The sequence below is a fragment of the Capillimicrobium parvum genome (assembly GCF_021172045.1).
In the GTDB taxonomy this organism is placed as follows: Bacteria; Actinomycetota; Thermoleophilia; order Solirubrobacterales; family Solirubrobacteraceae; genus Capillimicrobium; species Capillimicrobium parvum.
The window spans coordinates 523,739-548,909 of the sequence record NZ_CP087164.1; the positions used below are offsets into that span (position 1 = coordinate 523,739).

Below are 25,171 nucleotides of genomic sequence, written 5' to 3' on the forward strand. Positions count from 1 at the left end.
CGGCCCCGGGGGGACGGGAGGCGCGCCCGCCGGGCAAGGCGCGTAGCGTTCATCGCACCGCATGTTCGGCGCCGTGTCCTTCGCCCCGCTGCAGCTCGCACCCGCGACGATCGCGGGCGTCCTGTACGCGGTGCGCGCGCACCACCTCGGCCAGCGCGGCAAGGCGGTGCCGGTCTGGCGGCAGTCCTGCTTCTACGGGGGGCTGGCCGTCATCGTGGTCTCCCTGACCGCGCTCGGCGACCTCGCCGGCGAGACGTTCGTCGCGCACATGTCCGAGCACCTGCTGATCGGCGATCTCGCCACGCTGCTGCTCGTCCTGGGGCTCACCGGGCCGCTGCTGGCCCCGCTGCTGCGCATCCACCTGCTCGACCCGCTGCGCGTGCTCACCCACCCGCTCATCGCGCTGCCGCTGTGGGCGTTCGACCTGTACCTGTGGCACCTGCCCGCGCTGCACGAGGCGGCGGTCCGCCACGAGGCGCTGCATGCGGTCCAGCACGGCATGTTCATCACCTTCGGCGTCCTGATGTGGATGCCGCTGTTCGGCCCGCTGCCCAAGCCGCCGTGGTTCGGCAACCTGGCCAAGCTCTTCTACATCATCGCCGTGCGCCTGCTGGGCGGCGTGCTCGGCAACGTGCTGCTGTGGTCGGGGACGGTGCTCTACCCGGTCTACGGCGAGCCGGTGTCCGACCAGACGACGGCGGCGGCGATCATGATGATCGAGAGCTCGTTCGTCACGCTCGGCCTGTTCGGCTGGCTGTTCTTCCGGGCCGCGCGCGAGAGCGAGGAGCGCCAGCAGCTGCTCGAGCTGGCGGCGGCGCGCGGCGTGGAGCTCTCCGAGGAGCGCGCCGCGCGGGCGGTCAGCGCCGGCCGCGGCGACGAGCTGCGCCGCCGGATCGAGGCCGGCGGTTTGACGGCGGCGGGCCATCCCGGCACGAAGCTGTCATGGGATTCATGAACCCAGAACCCGATAGATAAGCCAAGAATCGCGGGTGAATACGAGCAGTCAGCCCGTCGCTGCTGCTTCTGACGGATGCGGGAGCGGCGCGGCATCCGATCGCGAGCCGCTGGGCGCCTGCTCGTCGTCCCGAACGAGCGTCGGCGGATCGTCGAGCGAGACGCTCGCTCGTTTCACAAGTGCGGAAATCGACAACGCCGGCGACGCTGAACGGGATTGCGCACTCGGCCTCCCGCATCGAGGACACTTGCGTCATCGCGTGGCTCCTGCACCTGACGCTTGGCCTGCGCCGCGGGCATCGAGCGCACCTGGAAGCCGAAGGCGGTTCTGGCCAAAGCCGCACCGCCTCGTGTGACGACCAGTGCCGGGGGGCGCCGGTCTGGTGGACAACCACCAGACGACGCTGCGCCGCGTCCGTGAGCCGCAACGAACAATCCTTCGTCGACCGGCGCGGGCGCTCGCCGAGCCGCGTGCGATGACCTTCGAGGCGCTCGTCCTGGGGCTTTTCAGCGGATTACGGCCCGGGACAAGCGTCGGCGCGGTCCTGGCGTTGGTCAAAACGCCAAGGCCGCAGCGGCTACTGCTCTTCTTCACCGCCGCAGGCTTTGCCTCGAGTTGGGCGATCGGATTGGTAGTGGTCGGGGTCTTCCACGGCGCCAATGTCGCCGTCGGGGGGTCGACGATCACCGGCGTGCTCGACGTCGCCTTCGGTGCGGCGGCGCTCGGGTTCGCTGCCGGTCTGCAACGGGGCTGGGTTCAACCCACGCGTCGGGACAGTTCGAGCCCGTCGGCAACCGCCGCCGCGTCCTCGCGGCTAGGCCGGCGCCTGCGCAACCCGTCCGACCGCGTGGCCGCCGCCGCCGGGATAGGGACGCATCTACCTGGGCTCATCTACTTGGCGGCGCTCAACGCGATCGCCTCCGAACGGCCTGCTCCCGCCGACGTCGCCGTGCAGGTCGCGATCTACGACGCCCTCTGGTTCCTGGTCCCAATCGCGACACTCATCCTGGTGGTGGTGCGCCCGGGGGCGGCGCTCGCCTATCTCGCCGTCGCGACGGCCTGGGCCCGTCGTCACGAGCACAGCATCCTGCTGTTCGGCTCGCTCGTTCTCGGCGGCTACCTCATCGTCAAGGGGACGTCCGGTCTTCTCACCTGAACCGAGCCAACACGGCTGCGTCCGCTTCTCCTGTGCGCCGCCGAGCGTGGCGACGCGGGCGGTCCGGGAAGGCCGAGCACTGAATCACCGCGAAAGCCAGCAGCACCACTCTGCCGACCTCGCCTGGTGACAGCCCCTCAGGCACGGCTCATTCGTGTCACGTCCTTACCGGGACGGGGTTGCCGGCGCCTTGGGCTGGAACGGCCTCATCTCAGCGTGGTCCGGGCCGACAATCCCGCACTGGGACTCCGGCACCTCGTTCCAGACCCCGGCGACGTCGCCGAGGGGCTCGGAGACGATCAGCCGCGCGTTCTCTGAGACCTCCTGGAACAGCTGCCGCCCGGGATAGAGCTTGCGCAGCGTGGGAACGTCGGTGGTGTAGAACAGCGAGCGGGAGTTCCTCTCGCTGGAGTACCGGAACGCCCAGATGGTTTCGCCGTCGGTGGTCGCGATCGTGCCCTGGAACGGGTTCGGCACGCCGTGGCGAGCGGCGACCGCTTCGACGAGCCCGATCGCCTGCTCGACGGCAGCCGGCGGGTCGTTCTCGAGGCCGAGGGTGAGGGCGAGAAAGAACAGCACCTCGGTGTCGGCCTGGCCTCGGATCTCTGGATAGAGCGACGGGTCGATGGCGAGAACGAGGTCGCGTTTGACCGTGGCGAACTCGTTGAGGTAGCCGTTGTGCATGAACAGCCAGCGGTCATGGCGGAAGGGGTGACAGTTGGTCTGCTGCACGGCGCTGCCGATCGCCGCCCGGATATGCGTGAAGAACAAGGGCGAGCTGATATGACCGGCGAGCTCGCGGAGATTGCTGTCGTTCCAGGCCGGCTCGGTGCTGTGAAAGACGCCCGGCGTATCGGGGCGCCGTACCACCCGACTCCAAACCCGTCGCCATTGGTCGGCTCGGCCCCGAGATGCGAGTGCAGGCTCTGGGCGACAAGAGAGTTGGGCCCCTCATAGAGCGCCTCCTGGATCAGGATCGGGGAGCCGGAGTATGCGAGCCAGCGACACATGTGCCACGCCTCTCTGTCGGAGTGCCATACCGGCGTCACGCGCGTCCGAGCAGCGTCACGGCACGCTGACGCCAGAACAAGCCGGAGGGCCCTACGACCAGATGATCGAGACTCCCGGGCGCTCGGGCATCATTCGAACGGGGTGATCCACGACCCAGCACGCGCCCCGGACACGGCACCGGTCATGCCGCGAACCTACGACGCACTCCTCTCGCCCGTTCAAGCGACGCAACCAGTTCAACCAGCGCAGCACAAGAACGCGATGAGCTAGCCAAATTTGGCTTGACTGCTTAGGGTTCAGGTCATGGGATTCATGAACCAGATCACCAAGCTCGCGAAGAGCCCGCAGGGCAAGAAGGCCCTCGAGGAGGCCCAGCGCCTCGCGAAGGACCCGAAGACGAAGGAGCAGCTCGAGGGCGTGCGCGACAAGTTCGCGTCGAAGGGCAAGAAGCCGAAGCCCTGAGTCCGGCGTCCGAGGGGCGCTCAGGGTCACTCAGGGTCCGTTCAGGGTGCTCACCGATGGTGCGGCGCCCGCGCGGCCGCGATCCTTGCGGCCATGACCTCTGCCGACCCCGCCACCCCCGCCCGCCCCGCGCTGCGGCGCGACCGAGAGCGCAAGCTGCTGCTCGGCGTCTGCGCCGGCATCGCGCGGGTCCTCGACGCGGACCCCGCCATCGTCCGCGGCGCCGTCATCCTGCTCGGCCTGTTCACCGGCCCGCTCGCGGTCATCGCGTACGTCGCCACGGCGGCGGTCGTGCCGCGCGACGACGGGCGCATGCTCCTCGGCGGCGATCCGCCGGACAAGCACGAGAACCTCCTCGGCTGGGGCGCGATCGTGATCGCCTGCGTCCTGCTGCTCGCCGCCGCGCCGGCGTTCGACGCGTTCTGGATCGACCGGCCGCTGAGCGGCCCGCTGCTCGGCGCGGCGCTGATCGCGGGCGTCGTCGTGCTCGCGCGGGCCAACCGGGAGCGCTCGAAGGCCGAGCGCGTCGCGGCCGCTCCGTCCGGCGCGGCCGCACCGGGACCCGAGGCCGGCGTGACGATGGCGACCGCCTCGGCGCCGCCGCCCGAGGCTCCGACCACCGCGGGTCCCGCGTCCGAGGCCCCCACCTCGTCGCTGGTGCCCACCGTGCGCGTGCGCCCGAACGGGCCGCTCCCGCCACCGCCGGACGAAGGCGACCGCGACACGTTCGTCGCTCCGCCGCCTCCGCCGGCCAAGCCGCGCGGCCGGTCGATCTTCCTCATGGTCGCCGGCGTCCTCGTCGCGGCGGCCGCGGTGATCGTCGTCCTCGACGTCCTCGGCGCCTACGACCTGTCCGCGCGCGCCGTGGCGGTCGCCCTCGGCGCCGGCGCGCTGACCTGCGGCGTCACCGCGGCCATCGGCGCCGGGCGCCGCGGTACGGGCGCCGTGCTGGCCACAGGCGTCGTGCTCGCGCTCAGCGCGGCCGGCGTCGCCGCGCTGGGGGACAAGCTCGACGACGGCGTCGGCGTGAAGACCGTGCGCCCGGCGTCCGCCGCGCTGCTGCAGCCGGAGTACCGTCAGGGCGTGGGCGTCCTCGAGCTCGACCTGCGCCGCACCCCACTGCCCGACGGGACGACCCCGGTCAAGGCCGACCTCGGGTTCGGCGAGATCCAGGTCCGTGTGGCGCCCGACGTGCGCGTCGAGAGCGTCGGCGACACCGATGCCGGCGGCGACCTCGACCCGCGGGTGATCCGCGAAGGTCGCCCGAACCCGGTGCTGGCGCTCGACGCCCACGTCGACAGCGGCGCGGTGCGCGTGATCCGCGATGGAGGCTGAGCGGCTGCGCGCCGACCGCCTCGCGGGGGCCGCGGTCGCGGTCCTCGCGGCGTTCGCGCTCGGCGACGCGACCGACGTGGCGACGATGCAGCACGCCGCCGTGCTCGTGGCCGCCATCGGCATCGCCGGGCTCGTGATCCTGTTGCGAGCGCGGCTGCGGTGACCGGCACCCGGCTCGAGCGCTCGGCGCGCGACCGGGTGCTGCTCGGCGTGTGCGGCGGCCTGGCCCGGACCCTGGGCGTCGACGCCGCGCTCGTGCGACTGGCGTTCGCCGCGCTCGTCCTGCTCGGCGGATCCGGCCTCGTCGTCTACGGCGCGCTCGCGCTGCTGCTGCCCGCTCCGGCCGAGCCGCCCCGGCCCTGGCGCGGGCGCCGGCAGGAGGCGATCGGCATCGCCGCGCTGATGGCGGCGGCCAGCGTCGGCCTTGCGGTCCGCGACCTCCTCATCCCGCTGCACGTCCTCGTGCCCGCCGCCCTGCTGGCCGGCGGCGTCGCCCTCGTCTGGCGCCAGGTCGTCGCCGGCCGCGCGGGCGGCGAGCGGCCCGCACTGCGCGAGATCGTGCGCCTCGGCGGCGGGCTCGCGCTCGTCGGCTTCGGCGCCGTCCTGTTCCTCAGCGCCAGCGGCGACCTGGCGCAGGTGTCGTCCGCGCTCGTCGCCGGCGCCATCGTCGCCACCGGCCTCGGCCTGCTCGTCGGCCCTCGGCTCGCGCGCGCCCGCGCCGACGCGGAGGCCGAGCGCCGCGAGCGCATCCGCACCGAGGAGCGCGCCCACGTCGCCGCGCGCCTGCACGACTCGGTGCTGCAGACGCTCGCCCTCATCCAGCGCGTCGACGACCCGCGCCGGGCGCAGTCGCTCGCCCGCCGCCAGGAGCGCGAGCTGCGGGCGTGGCTCTACGGCGGCGAGGAGCCCGGCGAGCCGGCGACGCTCGCCACCGCGCTGCGCGCCGCGGCGGCCGACGTGGAGGAGCACTACGGCGTCGCGGTCGAGCTCGTGCAGCCCAGCGACGCGCCGCTCGACGACGCCCTCGAGGCGCTCGCCGCGGCGGCGCGCGAGGCGATGACCAACGCAGGCCGCCACGCCGGCGTCGAGTCGATCTCCGTGCTCGCCCGCGTGGCCGACGGCGAGGCGAGCGTCTTCGTGCGCGACCGCGGCGCCGGCTTCGATCCGGCGGCCGTGGCCGAGGACCGCCGCGGGCTGCGCGAGTCGATCACCGGCCGGATGGCGCGGGCCGGCGGCCGGGCGACGGTCGTCTCGGCGCCCGGCGACGGCACGGAGGTCGAACTGCTCCTGCCGCGAAGATCCTCCACGGCATGAACGTCCCTCTGCGCCGCGTCGTCATCGTCGACGACCACGAGATCTTCCGCGCCGGCCTGAAGGCCGGGCTCGGCCCCGCGATCCGGGTCGCCGGGGAGGCGGGCACGGTCGAGGCGGCGATCCCGCTCATCCGCGAACAGGACCCCGACGTCGTGCTCCTCGACGTCCACCTGCCCGACGGCGGCGGCCAGGCGGTGATCGGGCCCGTCCACGCCGAGCGGCCGGGCGTGCGCTTCCTCGCGCTGTCGGTGTCCGATGCGCCCGAGGACATCGTCGCGGTCATCCGCGCCGGCGCGCGCGGCTACGTGACGAAGACGATCTCGCCGGAGGAGCTCGTCGCCGCGATCCACCGGGTCGCCGACGGCGACGCCGTCTTCTCGCCGTGGCTGGCCGGGTTCGTCCTCGACGCCTTCACGGGCGGCGGGTCGGGCGAAGGCGCCGCCGCGAGCCCGCCCTCCGCGGACCCCGAGCTCGACCAGCTCACGTCGCGCGAGCAGGACGTCCTGCTGCTCATCGCCCGCGGCTACACCTACAAGGAGATCGCCGGCCGCCTGCACCTCTCGGTCAAGACCGTCGAGACCCATGTCTCCAACGTCCTGCGCAAGCTCCAGCTCTCCAACCGCCACGAGCTCACGCGCTGGGCGGCGCAGCGGCGGATGATCTGACGGCTCGTCTCGCAACGGGACCGACCACTGGCGCCTCATCTTCCCGTACGACCCCAACGCCCCCTTCTCGTACGGCGAGGCCGGCTACTCACCCTCCGGGCGGCGCATCGTCTTCCTGCGCTACGGCGCGGGCGGGGCGAGCACCGTGACCAGCGCCCCCGACGGCACCGACCAGCGCGTCGTGGTCGACGCGGCCACGCTGGACGCCAACGGCGGGGGCCAGCCGGTCTGGCAGCCGCGCCCGGTGCGACGACCCCGCTGACCACCGCCCGGCCCCGCCCGGGCGACCGAGCGGACTCCACAAACGCCCCCCATGGGGCGGGTTCGCGGTGCATCGGCGGGGGCGCCTAGGGTTGACCGACCCCCGTGATCTGCCCTCGCTGCGGCCAGCCGAACTCCGAGCCTGCGCGCTTCTGCTCGGGCTGCGCGGCGCCGCTCGCGGCGCCGTCCACGGCGAGCGCCGAACGCAAGCAGGTGACGGTGCTCTTCGCCGACGTCAGCGGCTCGATGGAGCTCGCCGAGCACAGCGGGCCCGACCTCTGGCGGTCGATCATGGAGCGCTTCTACGTGATCCTCGCGGAGGGGGTCCACCGCTACGAGGGGACGGTCGACAAGTTCACCGGCGACGGGATCATGGCGATCTTCGGCGCCCCGGTGGCGCAGGAGGACCACGCCCGGCGCGCGTGCTACGCCGCTCTGCACCTGCAGCGCGAGGCGCACGCGTTCGGCGCCCGGCTCCGCGACGAGCACGGGCTCGCGTTCGCGGTCCGGATGGGGCTGCACTCCGGCGAGGTGGCGGTCGGCTCGATCGGCGACGACCGCGCGCTGACCTACACCGCGCTGGGCCACACCGTCGGCCTGGCCCAGCGCGTCGAGCAGCTGGCCCAGCCGGGGACGGCCTGCCTGACCGAGCACACGGCGGCGCTGGCCGAGGGCTACCTCGACCTCGAGGAGGTCGGCGTGTTCGATGTCCGCGGCGCGCGGCGGCCGGTCCGGGTCCTGCGCCTGACGGGCATCGGCGTCGCCCGCGGCCGGCTCGACGTCGCGCGCACCCGCGGCCTGACGGGCTTCGTCGGCCGCGACGAGGAGCTGCGCACGCTCGACGACGCGATGGACCGTGCGCTGCGGGGCGACGGGCAGGTGATCGGCATCGTCGGGGAGGCGGGGGTCGGCAAGAGCCGTCTCTGCCACGAGTTCATCGCGCGCATCGAGCGGCGCGGCCTCACCGTCACTCACGTCGCGGGGCAGGCGCACGCGCGCTCCGTGCCGCTCGTCCCGCTGCTCGCGTCCGTCCGGTCGTACTTCGGCGTCGGCGAGCGCGACCCCGACGAGGTCGCGCGTGACCGCGTGACCGCCGGGGTGCTCGGGCTCGACCCGGGACTCGCCGAGGACCTGCCGCTGCTCTTCGAGTTCCTCGGCGTCGCGGACCCTCAGCGCCGCCCGCCGCGGATGGATCCCGACGCGCGCCAGCGCCATCTCCTGCGCCTGCTCAAGCGCCTCACCCACGCCCGCAGCCTGCGCGAGCCCGGCGTGTTCTTCTTCGAGGACCTCCACTGGCTCGACTCGGCGAGCGCCGTCTTCCTCGCCAACCAGGTCGAGGCGGTCCAAGGGACGCGCAGCCTCGTCGTCCTCAACTTCCGCCCGGAGTTCCAGGCGCCGTGGGTCGGCCGGCCCTTCTATCGCCAGATCGCGCTCCTGCCGCTGGGCGACGAGGCGGTCGACGCCCTGCTCGTCGAACTGCTGGGAACGGACGCGTCGCTCGAGGGCCTCGCGCAGGTCCTCGGCGAGCGCACGCGGGGCAACCCGTTCTTCCTCGAGGAGTCGGTCCAGGCGCTCGTCGAGACCGGCGAGCTCGAGGGCGGGCGCGGCGCGTACCGCCTCGTGCGCCCGGTGACCGAGATCACGGTGCCGGCGAGCGTCCACGCCGTCCTGTCGGCGCGCATCGACCGGTTGGCGCCGCGCGACAAGGACGTCCTGCAGGCCGCGGCGGTCATCGGGACGGAGTTCGCCCTGTCGGTGCTGGAGCGCACCGCGGGGCTCGAGCCGGCCGGGCTCGACGAGGCGCTGCGGGCGCTCGTCGCGGCCGAGTTCGTCGTCGAGCAGGGCCGGCACCCCGAGACCCGCTACGCGTTCCGCCATCCGCTCACGCAGGAGGTCGCGTACGGGTCGCAGCTGGCCGATCGGCGTGTGGCCGGCCACGCCGCCGTGGCCGAGGCGATCGTGACCCTGCATGCCGGGCGCCTGGACGAGCGCGCCGCGGAGCTGGCCGTGCACTGGGCGGCGGCGGGGGAGACGATCGAGGCGGCGCGCTGCCACGCGCGCGCGGCGGCGTGGGCGGGCACGACCGACCCTGCCTCGGCGCTGCGGCATGCGCGCCGCGCGGCGGAGCTCGCCGACGGCGCCCCGCCCACCCCGGAGACCGTCGAGCTCGGCTTGACCGCGCACCTCTTCTCGCTCGAGTTCGGTTGGCGGCTGGGCATCTCGCACGACGAGGCGCGGGCGATCTTCCACGCGGCGGAGCGGCTCGCGGCGAGCGCCGGCAACGTGCGTGCGCGCACGATCCTGCTGGCGATCTACGGCCTCATCCGCGGCATCAACGACGGGCAGCTGCACGAGGGGCTCGCCCTCGCCCGCGAGTCGCTCGGCGTCGCCGAGATGTCCGGCGAGGCCCACCTGTACATGGCGATCGCGCCGGTCGCCTACCTGTTGCTCGCGACGGGCGACCTGCGCGAGGGCCTGGCGATCTGCGAGCGCGCGCTCGCGCTCGCCGACGGCGACGCGACGGCCGGCGCCGGCGTGCTGATCGGCTGCCCGGCGGCCCTCGTGACCATCTTCAAGGGCGCGTTCCTGCACGACCTCGCGGAGGTGGAGCCCGCGCACGACCTCCTCGCCGAGGGCCGCCGGATCGCGCACGACGCGGGCGATCTGGAGACCGTCGGGCTCAGCCACTCGCTCGCCGTCCGGCTGGCCTACTTCCGCGACGACCCGGCGGGCGCGATCGGGCACGCGCGCCTGGCGCTCGACATCGCCGAGCGCATCGGCAGCACGCAGTCGCGCGCCCGCGCGTGGCTCGCGCTCGGCACGGCCGAGCGGCTGGCCGAGCGCTGGGAGGCGGCGATCGAGGCGCTCGAGCGCTCGCGCGCCCTCGCCGAGGAGCACCGTGCCGGCGTCGACGTCGACGGCTGGCGCCTCGCGCTGCTCGCCGAGTGCCATCTCGGCCGCGGCGACCCCGGGCGCGCGCGGCGCCTGGCGAGCGAGGCCGTGGTGACGGCCCGCGTGCAGGGCGGCTACTTCAGCGAGATCTACGCGAGCGTCGCCCTGGCCCGCGTCTGGCGGGCGGCGGCGGTGCCGGACGTCGCGCCGGCGATCCAGGCGGCGCTGAGCCGGGCGGCCGAGCTCGTGGAGCGGGCGGACGCGCGGGCGTTCGCGCCGCTCGTCGAGGCCGAGCTCGCCCACCTCGACGGCATCGGCTAATCCGGGAGGAGCTCGTCGAGCGCGCGCGCGGTCTCCGGGGCGCTCGTGTGGTGCACCGTCGCCATGCCTAGCTCGCGCGCCGGCTTGAGGTTGAACTTCAGGTCGTCGACGAACACGCAGTCGCTCGGCGCCAGCCCGATCCGCTGGGCGCCCATCACGTAGATCGCCGGATCGGGCTTGCGGATGCCCTCCTCACCGGAGATCACGAGGGCGTCGAACAGCTCGCCGAGCGTCCCGCGGTCGTAGAGCGCGGTGCCCCAGGAGTTCGAGATCAGCCCGGTGGGGATGCCGCGCCGACGGATCGCGCGGACGAGGTCGAACATCTCCTCGTCCGGGCGCAGGGCAGCGAACATGCGGCCGGCCAGGCCCTCGGGCGCGACGCCTATCAGCTCCGCCAGCGCGGCGTCGAAGACCGCCTCCTCGATCGCCCCCAGCTCGAGGTCGAACAGCAGCTGCTGCGCCTCCGGGTGCTCGCGGAACGCGCGGCTCACCGCGTCGGGCGCCAGACCCTCCAGCGCGCAGAACGCCTCGAAGGAGCCGAACACGCTGGTCGTCAGCACACCGCCGAAGTCGATCAGCAGCCCGCGGCGCCGGTCAGCCGCCAAGGGCCATGGCCTCCGCGCGCTCGGCCAGCTCGAGCACGCCGTCGCCGAACGACTTCAGGTATGGGTCGTCGGTGGCGCCCGAGACCGCGCGCTTGTAGTTGCCCTCCATGAAGACGATCGCCTTCCAGACCGCGAGCGTCTGATACCAGCGGATGTCCGTCATCGCGCGGCCGGAGCCCGCCTCGTAGCGGGCGATCAGCTCGTCGCGGCGCAGGAAGCCCGTCTGGCGGGTCACGTTCGACAGCTCCATCATCATCGGCGGATCGTCGGCCTCGAACCACATGGCGGTGAGGTAGCCGAGGTCGGCGAGGGGGTCGCCGATCGTCGCCATCTCCCAGTCGAAGATCGCGACGATCCGAGCGGGCGCCTCGGGCGCCATCATCACGTTGCCGAGCCGGTAGTCGCCGTGGACGATCGTCGCGGGCGGTGACTCGGGCCGGTTGTCGGCGAGCCACCGACCGACGCGCTCGAACGCGGGAAGCTCGCGCGTGCGGTTGTGCTCCCACAGGCCGGTCCAGCGGCGCAGCTGGCGCTCGAGATAGCCGGTCGGCTTGCCGAAGCCCTCGAGGCCGGCGGCGCGCCAGTCGACCGCGTGCACCTCGACGAGGCGGTCGACGAGCTCGACCGACATGCGCCGGCGCTCGTCCACCGAATCGAGCTCGGGCGGGACCGTGTTCGTGACGACGTGGCCCTCGATCTTCCCCATGACGTAGAACGGCGCGCCGATGACGGACGGGTCGTCGCCGACGGCGATGACCTCGGCGACGCGCGCCTCGGTGGGCCCCAGCTTCCGCAGCAGCCCGGCCTCCCGCAGGACGTTGTGGGCCGAGGGCGGCAGCGGGCCCCGCGGCGGGCGGCGCAGGACGCCCTCCCAGCCGTCGCGCTCGAGCAGGAACGTCACGTTGGAGTGGCCGGCGCCGATCGGGGTCGGCGTGACGGGGCCGGCGCCCAGACCGTGGGCGTCGAGGAAGGCCCGAAGCGGGTCGAGCACGAGCAGCGGCTCGCGCTCGTGGCGCCGAGCCTCATCATGGGTGGTCACGACATCGTCGACGGCGAGCTCGATCATCGCGCCGCAACCTACCGCCCATCGTGGCGTTCTTGCTCCTGATGTCCCGAGCCCTTTGTCGGATCCTGCTGACCGCCGCCGCCTTCGCGGCGCTGGTCGTCACGCCCGCGCACGCGTCGAGCACCCAGCTGCAGACCTTCGAGGCGCCGCGCGACCTGCTGGACCCGGCGACCCGGCCCGCCGCCCTCGACCAGATCGACTCGCTCGGGACCCACGCGCTGCGCGTCGTCCTGTACTGGCGCAGCGTCGCGCCGTCGGCGACCTCGAGGACGAAGCCCACCGTCGACCTCACCGATCCGGCGAACTACGCATGGGGCGAGTACGACGCGCTGCTGGCCGCGGCCAAGGACCGCGGCTGGCCGGTGCTGCTGACCGTCTCCGGGCCCGTGCCGAAGTGGGCGACGAAGAGCCGGAAGGACTACGTCACGTACCCCTCGGCCAAGGAGTTCCAGACGTTCATGACGGCGCTGGGCCGCCACTACGCCGACCAGGTGTCCATCTGGTCGGTGTGGAACGAGCCCAACCATCCGGACTTCCTGATGCCGCAGTACACGAAGAAGGGCCACCACCCGGTCTCCGGCAAGACCTACCGGCGCCTCTTCCTGGCGGCGTGGCGCGGGCTGCGGGCGAGCGGCAACGGCCGCGACCCGCTGCTCATGGGCGAGACGGCCCCACGCGGCACCGGCAAGGTCGTCGCCCCGCTGGCCTTCCTGCGCCAGGCGCTCTGCCTCGACTCGTCCTACCGGCGCGCGCGCACCTGCGCGAACCTGCCGGCCGACGGGTACGCGCACCACTCCTACTCGACGCGCGAGGGACCGTTCTTCGTACCGCCGAACCGCGACGACGTGACGATGGGCGTGCTGCGGCGGCTGACCCGCGCGCTGGACCTCGCGGCCCGCGCGGGCGCGGTGCGCTCGAGGATGCCCCTGTACCTCGACGAGTTCGGCGTGCAGTCCTACCCCGACAAGCTGCTCGGCGTCCCGCTGGCCAAGCAGGCCGAGTACTACGCGATCTCCGAGAAGCTCGCCTACGACAACCCGCGCGTGCTGTCGTTCTCGCAGTACCTGCTGCGCGACGACCCGAAGAACTCGAAGGGCTCCGGAGGCGGCATCCTCGCGCAGAGCGCGTTCCCGGGCTTCGAGTCGGGGCTCGAGATGGCCAACGGCAGGCGCAAGCCCGCCTACGACGGGTACCGCCTGCCGCTGACGGTGACCGAGCGCGGCAGTCGGAGCGCCGTGATCTGGGGCCGTGTGCGCCCGGCGACCGCGGCGACGAGCGTGACGATCCAGTACCGCGACAAGGGCGGCTGGCGGACGCTGCGGACGCTGCAGACCGCCGCGAACGGGACGTTCGCCACGAGCGCCGAGCGCCGCGACGGCCGCCGGTGGCGGGTCCTGTGGACCGCGCCGGACGGCACCGCACACCACGGCGCCTCGACCCGCGCCTATCCCAAGGTCTAATCTCGCCGCGATGGCGAACCAGCTCTGGCTCCTGCGGCACGGCGAGGCCGAGCCGCACGACGCACGCCCCGACGGCGATCGCCGGCTGACCGGCCGCGGCGTCGAGCAGTCCGCGGCCGCCGGCCGCGCACTCGCCCGCCTCTCGCTGCCGGTCCACGCGGTCTTCACCAGCCCGAAGGTGCGCGCCCGCGACACCGCCCTCGCCGCCTGCGCGGCGCTCGAGCTCGAGCCGATCGAGCACGCCGCGCTGGCCGAGGGCTTCGATGCGGGCGACGCCATGGAGCTCGTTGCCGCCGCGGAGCCGGACCAGCGGGTCCTCGTGGTCGGCCACAACCCGGACTTCGAGCAGGTCATCTACGACCTCACCGGCGCGAGCATCGAGCTCCGCAAGGGCGCGCTGGCCGGCATCCGCATCAAGGGCACCGCCCGGGGCGAGCTCATCGCCTTGCTGCAGCCGCGCGAGATCGCCGCGCTGGCCGGATAGCGGCGGGACCGTGGACGGCCGCACGGCCCGGGCGCTGCGCACGCGCGAGACGATCGTGGAGGCGCTCATCGCCCTGCTCGAGGAGGGCATGGTCCAGCCGTCGGTCGAGGACATCGCGGCTCGGGCCGCCGTCTCCGAACGCTCGATCTTCGGCCACTTCCACGATCGCGAGGGGCTGTTCGCCGCGGTTGGCGACCACCAGACGCGGATGCTGCGCGCGGAGTGGGGCGAGCTGCCGCCGCCGGACGCGCCGCTCGAGCGGCGCCTGGAGGAGTTCGCCGCCCAGCGCGCGCGCATCTACGAGCGGATCGCGCCGGTCCGCCGCGCCGCGCTGCGCATGGAGCCGTTCAGCGAGACGATCCAGCTCAGCATCGCCGACCTGCGCTCGATCAAGCGCCGCGAGGCGTGGCGGCTGTTCGGGCCCGAGCTCGCGGGCGACCACGTGCGCGGGTCCGCGCTCGCCGCGCTCGCGTCGTTCTCGGGGTGGGAGGCGCTGCGCCGCGAGCAGGAGCTCTCGGTCGACGAGGCGCGCGTGGCGCTGCGGGCCGGCCTTGAGCGGCTGGTGGGCTAACGCTTCGCCGCGGCTCTGGCGGCGACGAGCACCGGGTCGAGCACGCCGGACACCGGCGGCGCATAGGCGAGGTCGAGCCACTGGATCTCGTCGACCGTCATGCCGGCCCAGATGCAGGTGGCGAGCGTGTCGATGCGCTTGCCCGCGGTCTGCGAGCCGACGATCTGGGCGCCGAGCAGGCGCCGGTCCTCGCGCCCGGCGACGAGCTTGACCCACATCGACGCCGAGCCCGGGAAGTAGGCGGCGCGCGTGTCGGTCTTCACGGTCGTCGCCACCACGTCGATGGCGGCCGCCTCGGCCTCGCTCTCGCTCAGGCCCGTGCGCGCGATCTCGCGGTGGCAGATGCGCGAGATCGCCGTGCCCAGCACGCCGGGGAACGCCAGGTCGCCGCCGGTCGCGTTGACGCCCGCGATGCGGCCCTGCTTGTTCGCGTGCGTGCCGAGCTGCAGGTTGACCGGGCGCTCGAGCAGCCGGTGCCACGACTCGACGCAGTCGCCCGCCGCCCACACGCCGTCGTGGCCGGGGCAGCGCTGGTGGTCGTCGACGCGCAGCGCGCCGGATTCGCCGATCTCGAGGCCGGCCGCCTCGGCCACCTCCGTCGCGGGCCGGACCCCCGTCGCCATGACCACGTGCTCCGCCGCGATGTCCCCGTCGGACGTGCGCACCCCGCGGGGGCGGCCGTCGCCGTCGAGCAGCACCTCCTCCACCTGCGCCGACAGGACGACGCGGATGTCCTGGCCCTCGGCGGCGTCCTGGACGTGGGCGGCCATGTCGGCGTCGAGGGTCGTCATCAGCTGCGGCTCGCGGTCGACGAGCGTGACGCGGAGGTTGCGGTGCACGAGCGCCTCGGCCATCTCGAGGCCGATGTAGCCGCCGCCGATGACGACCGCGTCGGCGCCGCCGCGCAGGATCTGCCCGCGCAGGCGCCCGGCGGCGTCGATCGTGCGCGCGGGCTCGGTCGCCTCGACGCCCGGGATCGGCGGCGGCGTGGCGTGCGCGCCCGTCGCGACCACGAGCTGGTCGAACGGCTCGGTCGACTCCCGGCGGGCGTTGCGGTCCAGGACGGTCAGCTCGCGGCGGGCGAGATCGACGGCGAGGACCTCATGGCGGATGCGCACGTCGATGCCGTTCGCGCGGTGCTGGTCGGGCGAGCGGGCGATGAGGTCGTCGGACTCGTCGACGAGCCCGGCGACGTGGTACGGGATGCCGCAGGCACTGAACGACGTGTAGCCGCTGCGCTCGAACGCGACGATCCCGAGGTCCGGGTCGCGGCGGCGCGCGTTCGCCGCCGCGCTCATCCCGGCGGCGTCGCCGCCGATGATCGCCAGGCGCTGACCCACTGTCGCCCACCGTACCCAGGTGGGCGGCGGGGTTACCCTTGAGCTCGCCATGCCCGAGCTGCCGGAGGTCGAGATCACCGCCCGCCGCCTCGACGCGGCGCTGCGCGGCGCGGTCATCGAGTCGACGCTTGCGCCCGGCATCAACGCGCTCAAGACGTTCGACCCGCCGCTGCACGCGCTCGACGGGTCGGCGATCACCGGCGTGCGACGCATCGGCAAGCACCTCGTCGTCGACGTCGCCGGCGACCTGCACCTGCTCATCCACCTGATGTCCGCGGGGCGCCTGCAGCTCTACGACAAGCGCGCGTCGCTGCGCGACCGGACGTCGCGTCTGCTGCTGCGCATCGACGACGGGCGCGAGCTGCGCCTGCGCGAGTTCGGCACGAAGCAGGCGGCGTGGGTGAAGGTCCTGCGCGACGGCGACCTCGAGGCCGACGATGCGGTCGCCACGCTCGGCCCGGAGGCGTGGCCCGACCCGCCGGCGGACCTCGGCTCGCTGCTCGACGCGCCGCGGCCGCTGCACACGCTGCTGCGCGACCAGCGCGTCATCGCGGGGATCGGACGCTCGTGGGTCGACGAGATCCTGTGGCGGGCAAGGCTGTCGCCGTTCAAGCGCGGCGACGACCTCAGCGCGGAGGAGGCGGCCGAGTTGCGCACCGCGATCGTCGAGACCCTCGGCGGCGCGATCGACCACTACGAGCGCGTGGTGCAGCTCCCGATCCCCGACAAGCTCCCGCTGCCGCTCGAGGTGCACCGCCACCAGGGCGAGCCATGCCCGCGCTGCGGCACGACCCTCGAGGCGGTGTTCTACGAGGACTACGTCATGAGCTATTGCCCGCAGGAGCAGACCGGAGGCAAGGTGCTCAAGGACCGGCGGCTGTCGCGGCTGCTGAAGTGACCGTGCCTCGTCAGCGGCGCACGCGGAACCCGAGCCGCACGCGCCTGGACTTCGTCCCCGCGGCATCCTTGCCCTGCGCGCTCAGGACGTAGCGGCCGACGCTCAAGCCATCGGCGGAGAACGTGCGGGCGTTGGCGCCCTTCGCGCCACGGTCCGTGAACGAGCGCACCTTGCGCAGGTGGCCGCGGACGCGGCGCCGGAGCGTGAAGCGCACGCTCGCCGCTCCGTTGAGGCGGTAGGTGATCCGGGCGGTGGTGGTGCGGTGCAGCGGCGTCGGGGCGATCGCCAGGCGCTTGAGGACCAATCGGGTCCCTGCCTGTGGGGCGGGAGGCTGTCCCGGACCGGCCGGCGCGACGTCGCCGTAGGTGAAGCCGTCGGCAACCGAGGTGGCGCTCGTCGCTCCGGGGTTGGCGACGGTGACGTCGACGGCTCCGGCCGCGTGCGGCGGCGACACGGCTTCGATCCGCGTGGCCGCGACGCTCACCACGCGGGCCGCAGCATCCCCGAACGCGACGCGGGTGGCGCCCTCGAAGCCGCTGCCGCGGATGACGACGGACGTCCCGCCGGCGGTCGGACCCGAGTTCGGCGCGAGGTCGGTGACCACGGGCGTCTCGAAGTAGCGGTAGCGCGCGGTGGCGGTGCCGCCCGGGACGGTGACCGTGACGTCGACGGCGCCCGAGGGGCGGTCGGGCGGCCGGACGACGATCGCGCTGTTCGTGTTCGAGACGATCGTGGCGGGGGTCGAGCCGAAGGCGACCGCGGTCGCGTTGGCGAGGTGCGCTCCGGCGATCGTGACCGGCGGGCCGTTGCGCAGCGGACCGGCCGCCGAGGTCAGCGACGTGATCGCCGGCGCCGTCAGCGTGACGTCGGCGTTGAGTTGCAGCTCATAGCCGGTGTAGCTCTGGGTGGGCGTCGTCGGCGTCGCGCCCAGGGCGGGGGCGAACAAGAGGCGGGTTGCGGTCGGCGTCGCGATCACCGCGACCTCGCCGTTCCTCAGGGTCGCGCCGATCCGGTCGCCTGCCAAGACCGGGAGGCTCGTGGTCATGGCGGTGCCGTCCAGCGACGTCGCCGGTGCGCTCTCCTGGGCCGCCGCCCACGCGTCGCCGTCGGCATGCGCGACGATCAGCGTCACGCCGGGGCCCTGGCCCATGAGTCGCCACGCGGTGATCGTCCCGTCGGCCGGGGCCTGCAGCACCCCGCCGGGCGCGACGATCGACCCGAAGACGTATGAGCACGTCGGCTGTGCGATCGGGCAGACGGCGTAGGAGGTCGACGGGGCGAGGGTGGGCGGTCCCAGCCGCACGGTCACCGCCTGCGCCGGCGCGACGGCCGTGATGCCGGCGACCACGGCCGCGGCGACGGTGGTCAGCCATCTGGTGCGCCCCGCCATGTGACGATCATCACGCACAGCGTCGAGGCCAGTCAACCCCCGGCGAGGCCCTGGCCGACGCGGCCGACGACGCTCACCCATCGGCTCGAGGTCCACCGCCATCAGGGCGAGCCGGCTAACCGCCGCCGCTGATCCCCGCCAGCAGGCCCTTGGTGAACGGGTCGCTGCTCACCGCGATGGATCCCGAGTACGGGTACTGGAGGATCAGCGCGGTCAGCAGCCCTGATGCGACGACCACGGCCACCACGACCACGATGAGGACGTCCAGGCTGCCGTGATGCGTGCGAACGAACATGAACACGCCGACCGTCATGAACGACAGGAAGATCAGGAGCCCGAGCAGTGGCCCGGGGATCGACGTCTCGGCCTTGGCCACCCGGTTCTCGCGCTCGGCGAGAAACGTGTTGAGCTGATCCGTCGCGGCCCCGTAGAAGGTCTTCTGCGTCTCGGTCTGCGGTGCGTAGGCCTGCAGCGCCTCGACGATGCCGACCACCAGGGCGTTGGCGTGGGGATCCGACCGTCCCTCCGCCAGGGTGTCGAACTCATGATCGCGGACCTCCGCCGTGTACCTCGCGATGGCCCGCTCGACCGCGAGCCGGTCGGCGTCCGGGAACGCGCGCGCGTCCTGCACGATGGCGCCGAGCGCGTTCGCCTCGTCCGTGACGTCCGACGACGCGCTGGTGTAGTCGCTGTAGAGGTTCACCACGACGAAGGCGAGGACCAGGGCGAACAGCGTCATCACCATCGCCGCAAGCCCCAGGACGCCCTCCACCGAGCCCTGATCCCGCCACCGGGCCAGGAAATGGCAGACCAGCCTGAACGCCCCGAGCGCGAGGGCCACGATCGCGCCGATGAACGCCAGCGCCAACGCCCACTCGGGCACCGCGTTCAGCAGGTCGCGAACCACGGCGCCAGCCTATGCGCGGCCGGTGTGCGTGTGGCGCCGATTCGACGGCCGCTCGACGGGGATCCTCTCGGTTCGGCAGCCTCGCGCGGCCCGGTGAGGATGACCGGCGTGAACGAACCAGGACCGGAGGCCGACGCGCTCTCGATCCCCGGCGGTCGCGGGTGCGAGCTCACGGCGAGGGCGGACCCTGGCCAAGCGGTTGGCCGAACTCCGGGTCGAACGGCTGTCGGTCGGACCGGCACACGGCGCCGCGCGGCGGGGTGGCGAGGCGGACGAGGTAGGCGCTGATCGCTCGTTTGACGCACGAGCTGGGATCGAGGGGGCTCGTGTGGCTGTAGCCGTCGTGGGTCAGGAGCACGGCGTTGCCCAGCCGGCGGGCGCTGCGGCGGGCGTTGGCATAGGGCGTGTTCGGGTCGTGGGTGGTGCCGATCACCAGGATGGGGCTCCTGGTGGTCGCGTTCCACGGCCCGGTGTAGCGGTCCGCGCTGCGAGCGGGCCATGAGGCGCAGGGCGCCCAGCGCCACCAGCTGATCACCGGCCCATAGATGGCGCTGACGTCGGTGATCCGACGGACGACCCTGTGCCATGACCGGGGGCCCTGTCGTGACGGACTGTCAGCACAGGTCAGGGCGACGGCCGGTAGGCCGGGGGCGACGGTCGGCGACGAGAACACGGTGGTCAGGATCCGCCCCGTCGTTGCGAGGTCCGCGCCGTCGCCGCGCGCCGCGGCGTCGAGCGCAGTGGCCATCTCCGGCCACTTCGCCGGCCCACCGCTCATGTCGACCAGGATCGCGGAGAGGGCGTCGCCGTACGTCAGCGGTCCAGGTGGGGTGGCGGATGGTGCCGGCATCGGAGCGCGCCGCAGCCGTGCCAGCAGACGCTCGACTCGCGTGGCGGCCGACGGGCCGCGTCCCGCCAACGCGCAGCGGGCAGATCCGGCACGGTCGCACAGCGACAGGAAGCCCTCGAACGCATGATCGGCATAGCTCAGCTCGTTCACGTATTGCGCTTCGGTGCCCCGCGTGTAGGTGACCGGATCGACGACGCCGTCGAGGACCATCGCCCGTACGCGTGTTGGATAGATGTTGGCGTAGGTCTGGCCGATCAAGGTGCCGCCGGAGATGCCGAGGTAGGTCAGCCGCCGGTCGCCGACCAGGCGGCGGAGGTGGTCGAGGTCGCGTGCCGTGTCGGCGAGCGAGATGTGGCGCAGGAGAGCGCCACTCACCTTCCCGCAGCGGCGTGCGAGTGAGGCGGTCGTGCCCACCTGGCGCCGAGAGGCCGCGGCGGTGAACGGGATCGACCAGTCGTCGAAGAACGCCGCGCGACGCTTCTCGCGGCGAAAGCAGCGAACGTGGGTGCTCGCACCGGCACCACGGATGTCCCAGCCGACGACGTCGAATCGCCCCTGGCCGGCGGCGTCCAACGCCGTGCCATCCTCTCTGACCTTCTCGACCGAGCCGCCCGGGCCGCCCGGGTTGACGAACAGCGATCCGATCCGCTGCTCGGTCCGGCTGGCGGCGCGGCGGATCACCGCGAGCCGGATCTTGCGGCCGTGGGGACGGTTCCAGTCGAGGGGCACCGCGACCCGCGCGCACTGGAGCTGCTTGCCGCAGCCGTGCCACGCGATCGCTGTCCTCGCGGTCTGTGCGCGAACGCCCGGGCCTCGCGAGGCGTTGGCGTCAGCGCTACCGGCGAGCACGATCGCGGCGCAGCAGGCCAGCACCGCGACTCGCGCCGCACCAGCAGAGCCCTCGGCGTCGGGGGCAACCTCCATGCGGCCGGCCTCCCTTCAGCGGAGTCTCCGCAGTGGGGTGTCCGGCATCATCGGTCACCGGTACGGAACGGACGACACGACCCTACGCCTCTGGAGCGCGGTGTGCGGACCGCAGATCCCGACAGCCCGTGCGCCGCACGAGCGGCGGCTGTAGGGTGCGTGACCTGGGCGACGGAGTGCCCGACGTATGGACGTCATCCCACAGAGCGCCGTCGCGGCGCTCAAGCCGCTCTCCCGAGCGATGCACGGAGCGGTTCTCGTTTCGCTGCTGGTGGTCGTGGTCGGTGCCTCGGTCCTGTCGGCCGCAAGCCCGGCGGCCGGTGCTCTGACCGCTGCGCGTTGGTCGGGAAGCACCTTGCCGCGCGCGACGGCCGCCGGCTCGATGCTGACCCTGACCCCGGTGCTGCAGAAGGTGATCTCGCCGCCGCGATGGTTCGAGGGAGCCGATGGCCGCTTCCACATGAAGTACGAGCTCAAGCTCACCAACGCGGCGCCCGTCTCTCTCGATGTCTCGTCGGTCGAGGTGCGCAGCGGTCGCGGACGGCACATCGACACGCTCTCGGGACCCCGGCTGGCGGCGGCGATGACGCAGCTCGGCGAGCAGGCGCCGACCTCCACGCTCAACGGGTCGACGGTCGGCATCGTGTGGGTCGACCTCACGTTCCCCACCCGGCGCAGCATCCCGCGCGCGATCGAACACCGGCTCACAATCGATGTCGGGCCCGGGCGGGGGGTCGGCCCGATGCTCACCCACGTCGGCGGCCGCGCCGAGGTCGCGCACCGCCCCCCGATGGTGCTCTCGCCCCCGTTGCAGGGCGCACGGTGGACCGCGGCCATCAGCCATCATCGCCGCTCGATCCAGACCGTCAACGGACGTCTGCGAGATGGACAGCGCTTCGCGGTGGATTGGAATTGTCTCGACGCCCAAGGCCGGACGATGTCCGGCCCGCCCGACGAGCTCGCAAGCTCGCCGAGCTATCGGGCGCCCGTCCTCGCGGTGCGCGACGCCAAGGTCGTCCAAGCGGTCGACGGGCTCCCCGAGCTGATACCAGGCGAGACGTTCTCCGGTGGACTCGCCCAGGCGGACGGCAATCACGTGATCCTGAAGCTGGGTCCCGGCACGTTCGCCGGCTACGCGCACCTTGTTCCAGGCAGCGTGCGGGTGCGCGCTGGTGACCATGTGCGCCGAGGACAGGTGCTCGGCCTGCTCGGCAGCTCCGGCAACTCGAGCGGCCCGCATCTGCACTTTCAGCTGATGAACCGCCCCTCGCTCCTGGACGCCGATGGGCTGCCCTTCGTCCTTCGTCGCTTCGAGCTCCAGGGCGACTTCGGCTCGGTCGACGCGCTCGTCGAAGCCGACGCGACGGGGGCCACGCTCGCGATCGACCGGTCCGACGCCGGCCCCCGCCGGCGCGTCGGCCTGGTCGGATTCCCCGTGGTGGACCTCCCTCGTCGCGGCCCGCGCTGAACCTGCTGCACCGAGAGCGTGCTGTTCGCGGTCGGGGTAACGTCCGCGCTCCTCTGGAAACCGTGGCGCAATGGAGACCGACACGATGATCGAATCAGGCCAGCCCGCCCCCGACTTCACCCTGCCCGACCAGGACGGCGAGATCGTGACGCTGTCGTCGCTGCGCGGCAGTCCGGTGGTCGTCTACTTCTATCCCAAGGCCGACACGCCGGGCTGCACGACGCAGGCATGCGGCGTGCGCGACCACGCGGCCGACTACGACGCCCGCGGCGCGATCGTGCTCGGCATCTCGCCCGATCCGGTGAAGAAGGTCAAGAAGTTCCACGACAAGCGGTCGCTGAACTTCAGGCTCCTCGCCGACGAGGATCATGCGGTCGCCGAGGCGTACGGCGTGTGGGTCGAGAAGTCGATGTACGGGCGCACGTACATGGGCAACGAGCGCACGACGTTCGTGATCGATCCCGATGGGGTGATCACCGACGTGCTGCGCAAGGTCAAGCCCGCCGAGCACGACGACCTGGTGCTCGGGGCGCTGGGCGCGGGCGCGATCGGCGGCTGATCGCGTCGAGTTGCGCTTTGGCCGCGCCGAGCGAGGCCGAAGCGCAACTCGCGCGCACGCGGATAGGCTCGCCGGCGATGCCCATCGACGTCTGGCTCCAGCACCCGGCGCCGCGCTTCCTGGCCCACGACAGGGCCTGCGCGTCATCCCGTGCTCGGACACCGGCCGTCCCATCATCGTTGGCGGAAACATCGGCCACCCGTGGACCGAGGAGACGGTCGCTCGAGGACGCCGCGCGGCGCGGGTTCCACCTGGCGGAAGGCGGCCGGCCGCGGTGAAGCCGGTCGCCCAGCGGACGGCGGGGCGCGACGGCGCGCTGTCGGCGGCCGTCGCGGCGCTGCTCGAGCTCGAGCTCGCCGACACTCCGGCCGGGCGCGCGGGCGCGGCGCCGCTCGACGCGTGGCAGGCGTGGCTGGCCGCGCGCAACCTGCAGCTCGTGCAGGCGAACGCGCCGCTCGGCTCCGGCTTCTGGATCGCGGTGCACGGCGAGCGGGCGGTGGTGATGTTCGGCGCGCCGCCCGACGTGGTCTGGGACCCGGGCGCGGGGTGGGGCCGGGGTCAGGACCGCGCCGGCGAACCCGCTCCCGACGTGGTGTACGTGCTCGCCGCGCTCGACCCGGCGCTCGCGGGCCTCCCCGCCGAGGACCCCGGCGCCGGAACCGTCGAGGCGATCTACGTGGCCGACGGGAGCGCCGCCCCGCTGCTGCCCCTCGCCGACGCCGAGGCGATCCCGGGGCGCGGCCTGCGCGGCGACCGCTACTTCTACGGCACCGGGCACTTCTCACGCCCGGGCAAGACGGGTCAGGACCTGACGCTCATCGCCGTCGAGGCGCTCGAGGCGCTGCACGCCGAGAGCGGGATCGCCCTCAGCGGCGCCGCAGCGCGCCGCAACGTCGTGACGAAGGGCATCGACGTCAACGCGCTCGTCGGGCGCCGGTTCGCGATCGGCGACGTCGAATGCGTCGGGCGCCGGTGGTGCGAGCCGTGCGCGCACCTGCAGCGGCTCACCGAGCCGGGTGTGCTGCGCGGGCTCATCCATCGCGGCGGCCTGCGCGCCGACATCGTCAGCGCGGGGCGGATCCGCGTGGGCGATCGGGTGCGCGCCCTCGGCTGAACGGCGAACGCGCTACTCGCGGTGTTCGCCGAGTCCGCGCCAGTACTGGCGCCCGGCCCAGCGGTCCAGCCGCCAGGCGCCGAGCGTCACGGCGCCGAGCAGCACGCCGTAGCCGGCCACGCCGCCCGCCCGGTGCTCGACGACCGGCACGCCCGCCATGAGCCCGCCGAACGCGGCGGCCCACCCGAGCCCGCGCCACGGCACGTCCCACGAGCGGTCGCGCGATGGCTCCTCGGGCGGGCGCTTGTCGCCCTCGTGGATCAGCCCGACGACGATCATCCGGCATCCAAGGCTACTCCTGGGGACGCGGGTTCTCCAGCGCCAACCCGCTCGCGATGCAGCGCCACCGCGGCCACCACCAGCACCAGCCCGCCGGTCTCCACGGCGGTGGGAACCTGGCCGAGCACCACCACGCCGACGAGCGCCGCGGTCGCGGGCATCAGCGCGACCAGGAGCGCATACGTCGCGCGGGGCAGGCGGCCCATCGCCAGCTGATCGCACACGTACGGGATCACCGACGAGCACAGCCCCACGCCGATGGCCGCCGCGAGCCCGACCGGATCGGTCAGCCCCGGCAGTGCCGCCCAGCCCGCGAGCGGGGTGACCACGGCCAGCGCGACGAGCATCGCCGCTCCGAGACCGTCGATCCCCGAGATCCGCGACACGCGGTGCGCGGTGACGATGTACAGCGCGAAGAGGGCGGCGTTGGCGAACGCGAACGCGAGGCCGACCGCCTCGGCCTCCCAGCGCACGTTGCACAGGGCGAGCACGCCCGCCGTCGCCAGCCCGAGGGCCGCCCAGTTGCGCGCCGTCCGCGTGCCCATGGCGGCCACGACGAGGACGCCGCCGAACTCGATCGCGGCGACCGTGCCCAGCGGCAGCCGGTCGATGGCCTCGTAGAAGCAGACGTTCATCACCGCGATCGCGACCCCGAGCGCGACGACCGGGCGCGACCACGCCCGCCACGGCCGCCGCACCGCGGCGAACACCACGGCCGCCGTGGCGATCCGCAGCCACGCCACGCCCAGCACGCTTACCCGCGAGAACAGCAGCACCGCGAACGCCGGCCCGAGGTAGTGGAAGACCGCCGAGCCGACGAAGTACGCGTGGGGAGGCAGGCGGCGCAGCATCGGCTTGCATGCTGGACCCGAACGCGCAACGCT

At 73.3% G+C, this 25,171-nt stretch carries 23 protein-coding genes and 1 pseudogene; 15 read left to right on the forward strand and 9 right to left on the reverse strand.

What is annotated here, in order from left to right:
* Positions 1–73: 73 nt before the first annotated feature.
* Positions 74–955, forward strand: coding sequence for a cytochrome c oxidase assembly protein (locus DSM104329_RS02550; RefSeq protein ID WP_259313828.1), 882 nt, complete (start codon positions 74–76; stop codon positions 953–955).
* A gap of 382 nt (positions 956–1,337) precedes the next feature.
* Positions 1,338–2,111: a GAP family protein gene (locus tag DSM104329_RS02555; protein WP_259313829.1), complete on the forward strand. Its 774-nt coding sequence runs from the start codon at positions 1,338–1,340 to the stop codon at positions 2,109–2,111.
* Positions 2,112–2,276: 165 nt separating this feature from the next.
* On the opposite strand, the pseudogene DSM104329_RS02560 reads toward DSM104329_RS02555, so the two are convergent.
* A pseudogene (locus tag DSM104329_RS02560) lies at positions 2,277–3,121 on the reverse strand (class II glutamine amidotransferase).
* A 304-nt stretch (positions 3,122–3,425) separates the two neighbouring features.
* Between DSM104329_RS02560 and DSM104329_RS02565 the strand changes: the two are divergent.
* From DSM104329_RS02565 to DSM104329_RS02590, 6 genes are all read left to right on the forward strand, one after another.
* Entirely contained in the window at positions 3,426–3,584 is a 159-nt protein-coding gene (locus tag DSM104329_RS02565; RefSeq protein WP_259313831.1) for a hypothetical protein, read from the forward strand.
* A 93-nt stretch (positions 3,585–3,677) separates the two neighbouring features.
* Positions 3,678–4,919, forward strand: a complete 1,242-nt coding sequence (locus DSM104329_RS02570) for a PspC domain-containing protein (protein WP_259313832.1) — start codon at positions 3,678–3,680, stop codon at positions 4,917–4,919.
* Complete coding sequence (locus DSM104329_RS02575; protein ID WP_259313833.1) at positions 4,909–5,082, forward strand: hypothetical protein; 174 nt, start codon at positions 4,909–4,911, stop codon at positions 5,080–5,082. Before DSM104329_RS02570 ends, DSM104329_RS02575 begins: the two co-directional genes overlap by 11 nt.
* Entirely contained in the window at positions 5,079–6,233 is a 1,155-nt protein-coding gene (locus DSM104329_RS02580) for an ATP-binding protein (protein ID WP_259313834.1), read from the forward strand. The genes DSM104329_RS02575 and DSM104329_RS02580 overlap by 4 nt, the downstream gene beginning before the upstream one ends.
* Positions 6,230–6,898: a response regulator gene (locus DSM104329_RS02585; protein ID WP_326924473.1), complete on the forward strand. Its 669-nt coding sequence runs from the start codon at positions 6,230–6,232 to the stop codon at positions 6,896–6,898. Before DSM104329_RS02580 ends, DSM104329_RS02585 begins: the two co-directional genes overlap by 4 nt.
* Positions 6,899–7,264: 366 nt before the next feature.
* On the forward strand, positions 7,265–10,372 hold the full coding sequence (locus DSM104329_RS02590; RefSeq protein WP_259313835.1) for an ATP-binding protein: 3,108 nt from the start codon (positions 7,265–7,267) through the stop codon (positions 10,370–10,372).
* Here the strand turns inward: DSM104329_RS02590 and DSM104329_RS02595 are convergent.
* Positions 10,369–10,977: an HAD family hydrolase gene (locus DSM104329_RS02595; RefSeq protein WP_259313836.1), complete on the reverse strand. Its 609-nt coding sequence runs from the start codon at positions 10,975–10,977 to the stop codon at positions 10,369–10,371. The genes DSM104329_RS02590 and DSM104329_RS02595 overlap by 4 nt on opposite strands.
* A complete protein-coding gene (locus DSM104329_RS02600; protein ID WP_259313837.1) occupies positions 10,967–12,043 on the reverse strand; it encodes a phosphotransferase family protein in 1,077 nt (358 codons plus the stop codon). Before DSM104329_RS02600 ends, DSM104329_RS02595 begins: the two co-directional genes overlap by 11 nt.
* Before the next feature lie 41 nt (positions 12,044–12,084).
* Between DSM104329_RS02600 and DSM104329_RS02605 the strand changes: the two genes are divergently transcribed.
* The 3 genes from DSM104329_RS02605 to DSM104329_RS02615 are packed head-to-tail and all read left to right on the forward strand — an operon-like array spanning position 12,085 to position 14,558.
* Entirely contained in the window at positions 12,085–13,503 is a 1,419-nt protein-coding gene (locus DSM104329_RS02605; protein WP_259313838.1) for a cellulase family glycosylhydrolase, read from the forward strand.
* A 10-nt stretch (positions 13,504–13,513) separates the two neighbouring features.
* Entirely contained in the window at positions 13,514–13,987 is a 474-nt protein-coding gene (locus DSM104329_RS02610) for a SixA phosphatase family protein (RefSeq protein WP_259313839.1), read from the forward strand.
* A gap of 10 nt (positions 13,988–13,997) precedes the next feature.
* Positions 13,998–14,558, forward strand: coding sequence for a TetR/AcrR family transcriptional regulator (locus DSM104329_RS02615; protein WP_259313840.1), 561 nt, complete (start codon positions 13,998–14,000; stop codon positions 14,556–14,558).
* Here DSM104329_RS02615 and DSM104329_RS02620 read toward each other — a convergent pair.
* Positions 14,555–15,898, reverse strand: a complete 1,344-nt coding sequence (locus DSM104329_RS02620) for an FAD-dependent oxidoreductase (RefSeq protein ID WP_259313841.1) — start codon at positions 15,896–15,898, stop codon at positions 14,555–14,557. The two genes, DSM104329_RS02615 and DSM104329_RS02620, sit on opposite strands and share 4 nt — an antisense overlap.
* Before the next feature lie 49 nt (positions 15,899–15,947).
* Between DSM104329_RS02620 and DSM104329_RS02625 the strand changes: the two genes are divergently transcribed.
* Entirely contained in the window at positions 15,948–16,796 is an 849-nt protein-coding gene (locus DSM104329_RS02625; protein ID WP_259313842.1) for a DNA-formamidopyrimidine glycosylase family protein, read from the forward strand.
* 10 nt (positions 16,797–16,806) lie between these two features.
* On the opposite strand, the gene DSM104329_RS02630 is transcribed toward DSM104329_RS02625, so the two are convergent.
* From DSM104329_RS02630 to DSM104329_RS02640, 3 genes are all read right to left on the reverse strand, one after another.
* Positions 16,807–18,186, reverse strand: coding sequence for an IPT/TIG domain-containing protein (locus DSM104329_RS02630; RefSeq protein WP_259313843.1), 1,380 nt, complete (start codon positions 18,184–18,186; stop codon positions 16,807–16,809).
* A gap of 115 nt (positions 18,187–18,301) precedes the next feature.
* Entirely contained in the window at positions 18,302–19,093 is a 792-nt protein-coding gene (locus DSM104329_RS02635; protein WP_259313844.1) for a bestrophin-like domain, read from the reverse strand.
* Positions 19,094–19,262: 169 nt separating this feature from the next.
* The gene (locus DSM104329_RS02640; protein ID WP_259313845.1) at positions 19,263–20,867 is read right to left on the reverse strand and encodes an alpha/beta hydrolase; all 1,605 of its coding nucleotides are present in this window, start codon (positions 20,865–20,867) and stop codon (positions 19,263–19,265) included.
* Between the two features lie 355 nt (positions 20,868–21,222).
* Here DSM104329_RS02640 and DSM104329_RS02645 point away from each other — a divergent pair, with 355 nt between their 5' ends.
* The 3 genes from DSM104329_RS02645 to DSM104329_RS02655 all read left to right on the forward strand — a co-directional run bounded on the left by DSM104329_RS02645 (position 21,223) and on the right by DSM104329_RS02655 (position 24,008).
* Positions 21,223–22,335 carry a M23 family metallopeptidase gene (locus DSM104329_RS02645; protein WP_259313846.1) on the forward strand — a complete coding sequence of 371 codons (1,113 nt, stop codon included), beginning with the start codon at positions 21,223–21,225 and terminating at the stop codon, positions 22,333–22,335.
* 70 nt (positions 22,336–22,405) lie between these two features.
* On the forward strand, positions 22,406–22,894 hold the full coding sequence (gene bcp, locus DSM104329_RS02650; RefSeq protein WP_259313847.1) for a thioredoxin-dependent thiol peroxidase: 489 nt from the start codon (positions 22,406–22,408) through the stop codon (positions 22,892–22,894).
* A gap of 274 nt (positions 22,895–23,168) precedes the next feature.
* A complete protein-coding gene (locus DSM104329_RS02655; RefSeq protein WP_259313848.1) occupies positions 23,169–24,008 on the forward strand; it encodes an MOSC domain-containing protein in 840 nt (279 codons plus the stop codon).
* A 12-nt stretch (positions 24,009–24,020) separates the two neighbouring features.
* Here the strand turns inward: DSM104329_RS02655 and DSM104329_RS02660 are convergent, their stop codons facing one another.
* On the reverse strand, positions 24,021–24,287 hold the full coding sequence (locus tag DSM104329_RS02660; RefSeq protein WP_259313849.1) for a hypothetical protein: 267 nt from the start codon (positions 24,285–24,287) through the stop codon (positions 24,021–24,023).
* The gene (locus DSM104329_RS02665; RefSeq protein ID WP_259313850.1) at positions 24,284–25,138 is read right to left on the reverse strand and encodes an EamA family transporter; all 855 of its coding nucleotides are present in this window, start codon (positions 25,136–25,138) and stop codon (positions 24,284–24,286) included. The genes DSM104329_RS02660 and DSM104329_RS02665 overlap by 4 nt, the downstream gene beginning before the upstream one ends.
* Positions 25,139–25,171: the final 33 nt, after the last annotated feature.

Bases quoted from the DNA above. Each gene is read 5' to 3' on its own strand.
- DSM104329_RS02565 (WP_259313831.1), top strand. From the start codon at position 3,426: ATGGGATTCATGAACCAGATCACCAAGCTCGCGAAGAGCCCGCAGGGC.
- DSM104329_RS02570 (WP_259313832.1), top strand. From the start codon at position 3,678: ATGACCTCTGCCGACCCCGCCACCCCCGCCCGCCCCGCGCTGCGGCGC.
- DSM104329_RS02575 (WP_259313833.1), top strand. From the start codon at position 4,909: ATGGAGGCTGAGCGGCTGCGCGCCGACCGCCTCGCGGGGGCCGCGGTC.
- DSM104329_RS02585 (WP_326924473.1), top strand. From the start codon at position 6,230: ATGAACGTCCCTCTGCGCCGCGTCGTCATCGTCGACGACCACGAGATC.
- DSM104329_RS02600 (WP_259313837.1), bottom strand. From the start codon at position 12,043: ATGATCGAGCTCGCCGTCGACGATGTCGTGACCACCCATGATGAGGCT.
- DSM104329_RS02605 (WP_259313838.1), top strand. From the start codon at position 12,085: ATGTCCCGAGCCCTTTGTCGGATCCTGCTGACCGCCGCCGCCTTCGCG.
- DSM104329_RS02610 (WP_259313839.1), top strand. From the start codon at position 13,514: ATGGCGAACCAGCTCTGGCTCCTGCGGCACGGCGAGGCCGAGCCGCAC.
- DSM104329_RS02625 (WP_259313842.1), top strand. From the start codon at position 15,948: ATGCCCGAGCTGCCGGAGGTCGAGATCACCGCCCGCCGCCTCGACGCG.
- DSM104329_RS02630 (WP_259313843.1), bottom strand. From the start codon at position 18,186: ATGGCGGGGCGCACCAGATGGCTGACCACCGTCGCCGCGGCCGTGGTC.
- DSM104329_RS02640 (WP_259313845.1), bottom strand. From the start codon at position 20,867: ATGGAGGTTGCCCCCGACGCCGAGGGCTCTGCTGGTGCGGCGCGAGTC.
- bcp (WP_259313847.1), top strand. From the start codon at position 22,406: ATGGAGACCGACACGATGATCGAATCAGGCCAGCCCGCCCCCGACTTC.
- DSM104329_RS02660 (WP_259313849.1), bottom strand. From the start codon at position 24,287: ATGATCGTCGTCGGGCTGATCCACGAGGGCGACAAGCGCCCGCCCGAG.
- DSM104329_RS02665 (WP_259313850.1), bottom strand. From the start codon at position 25,138: ATGCTGCGCCGCCTGCCTCCCCACGCGTACTTCGTCGGCTCGGCGGTC.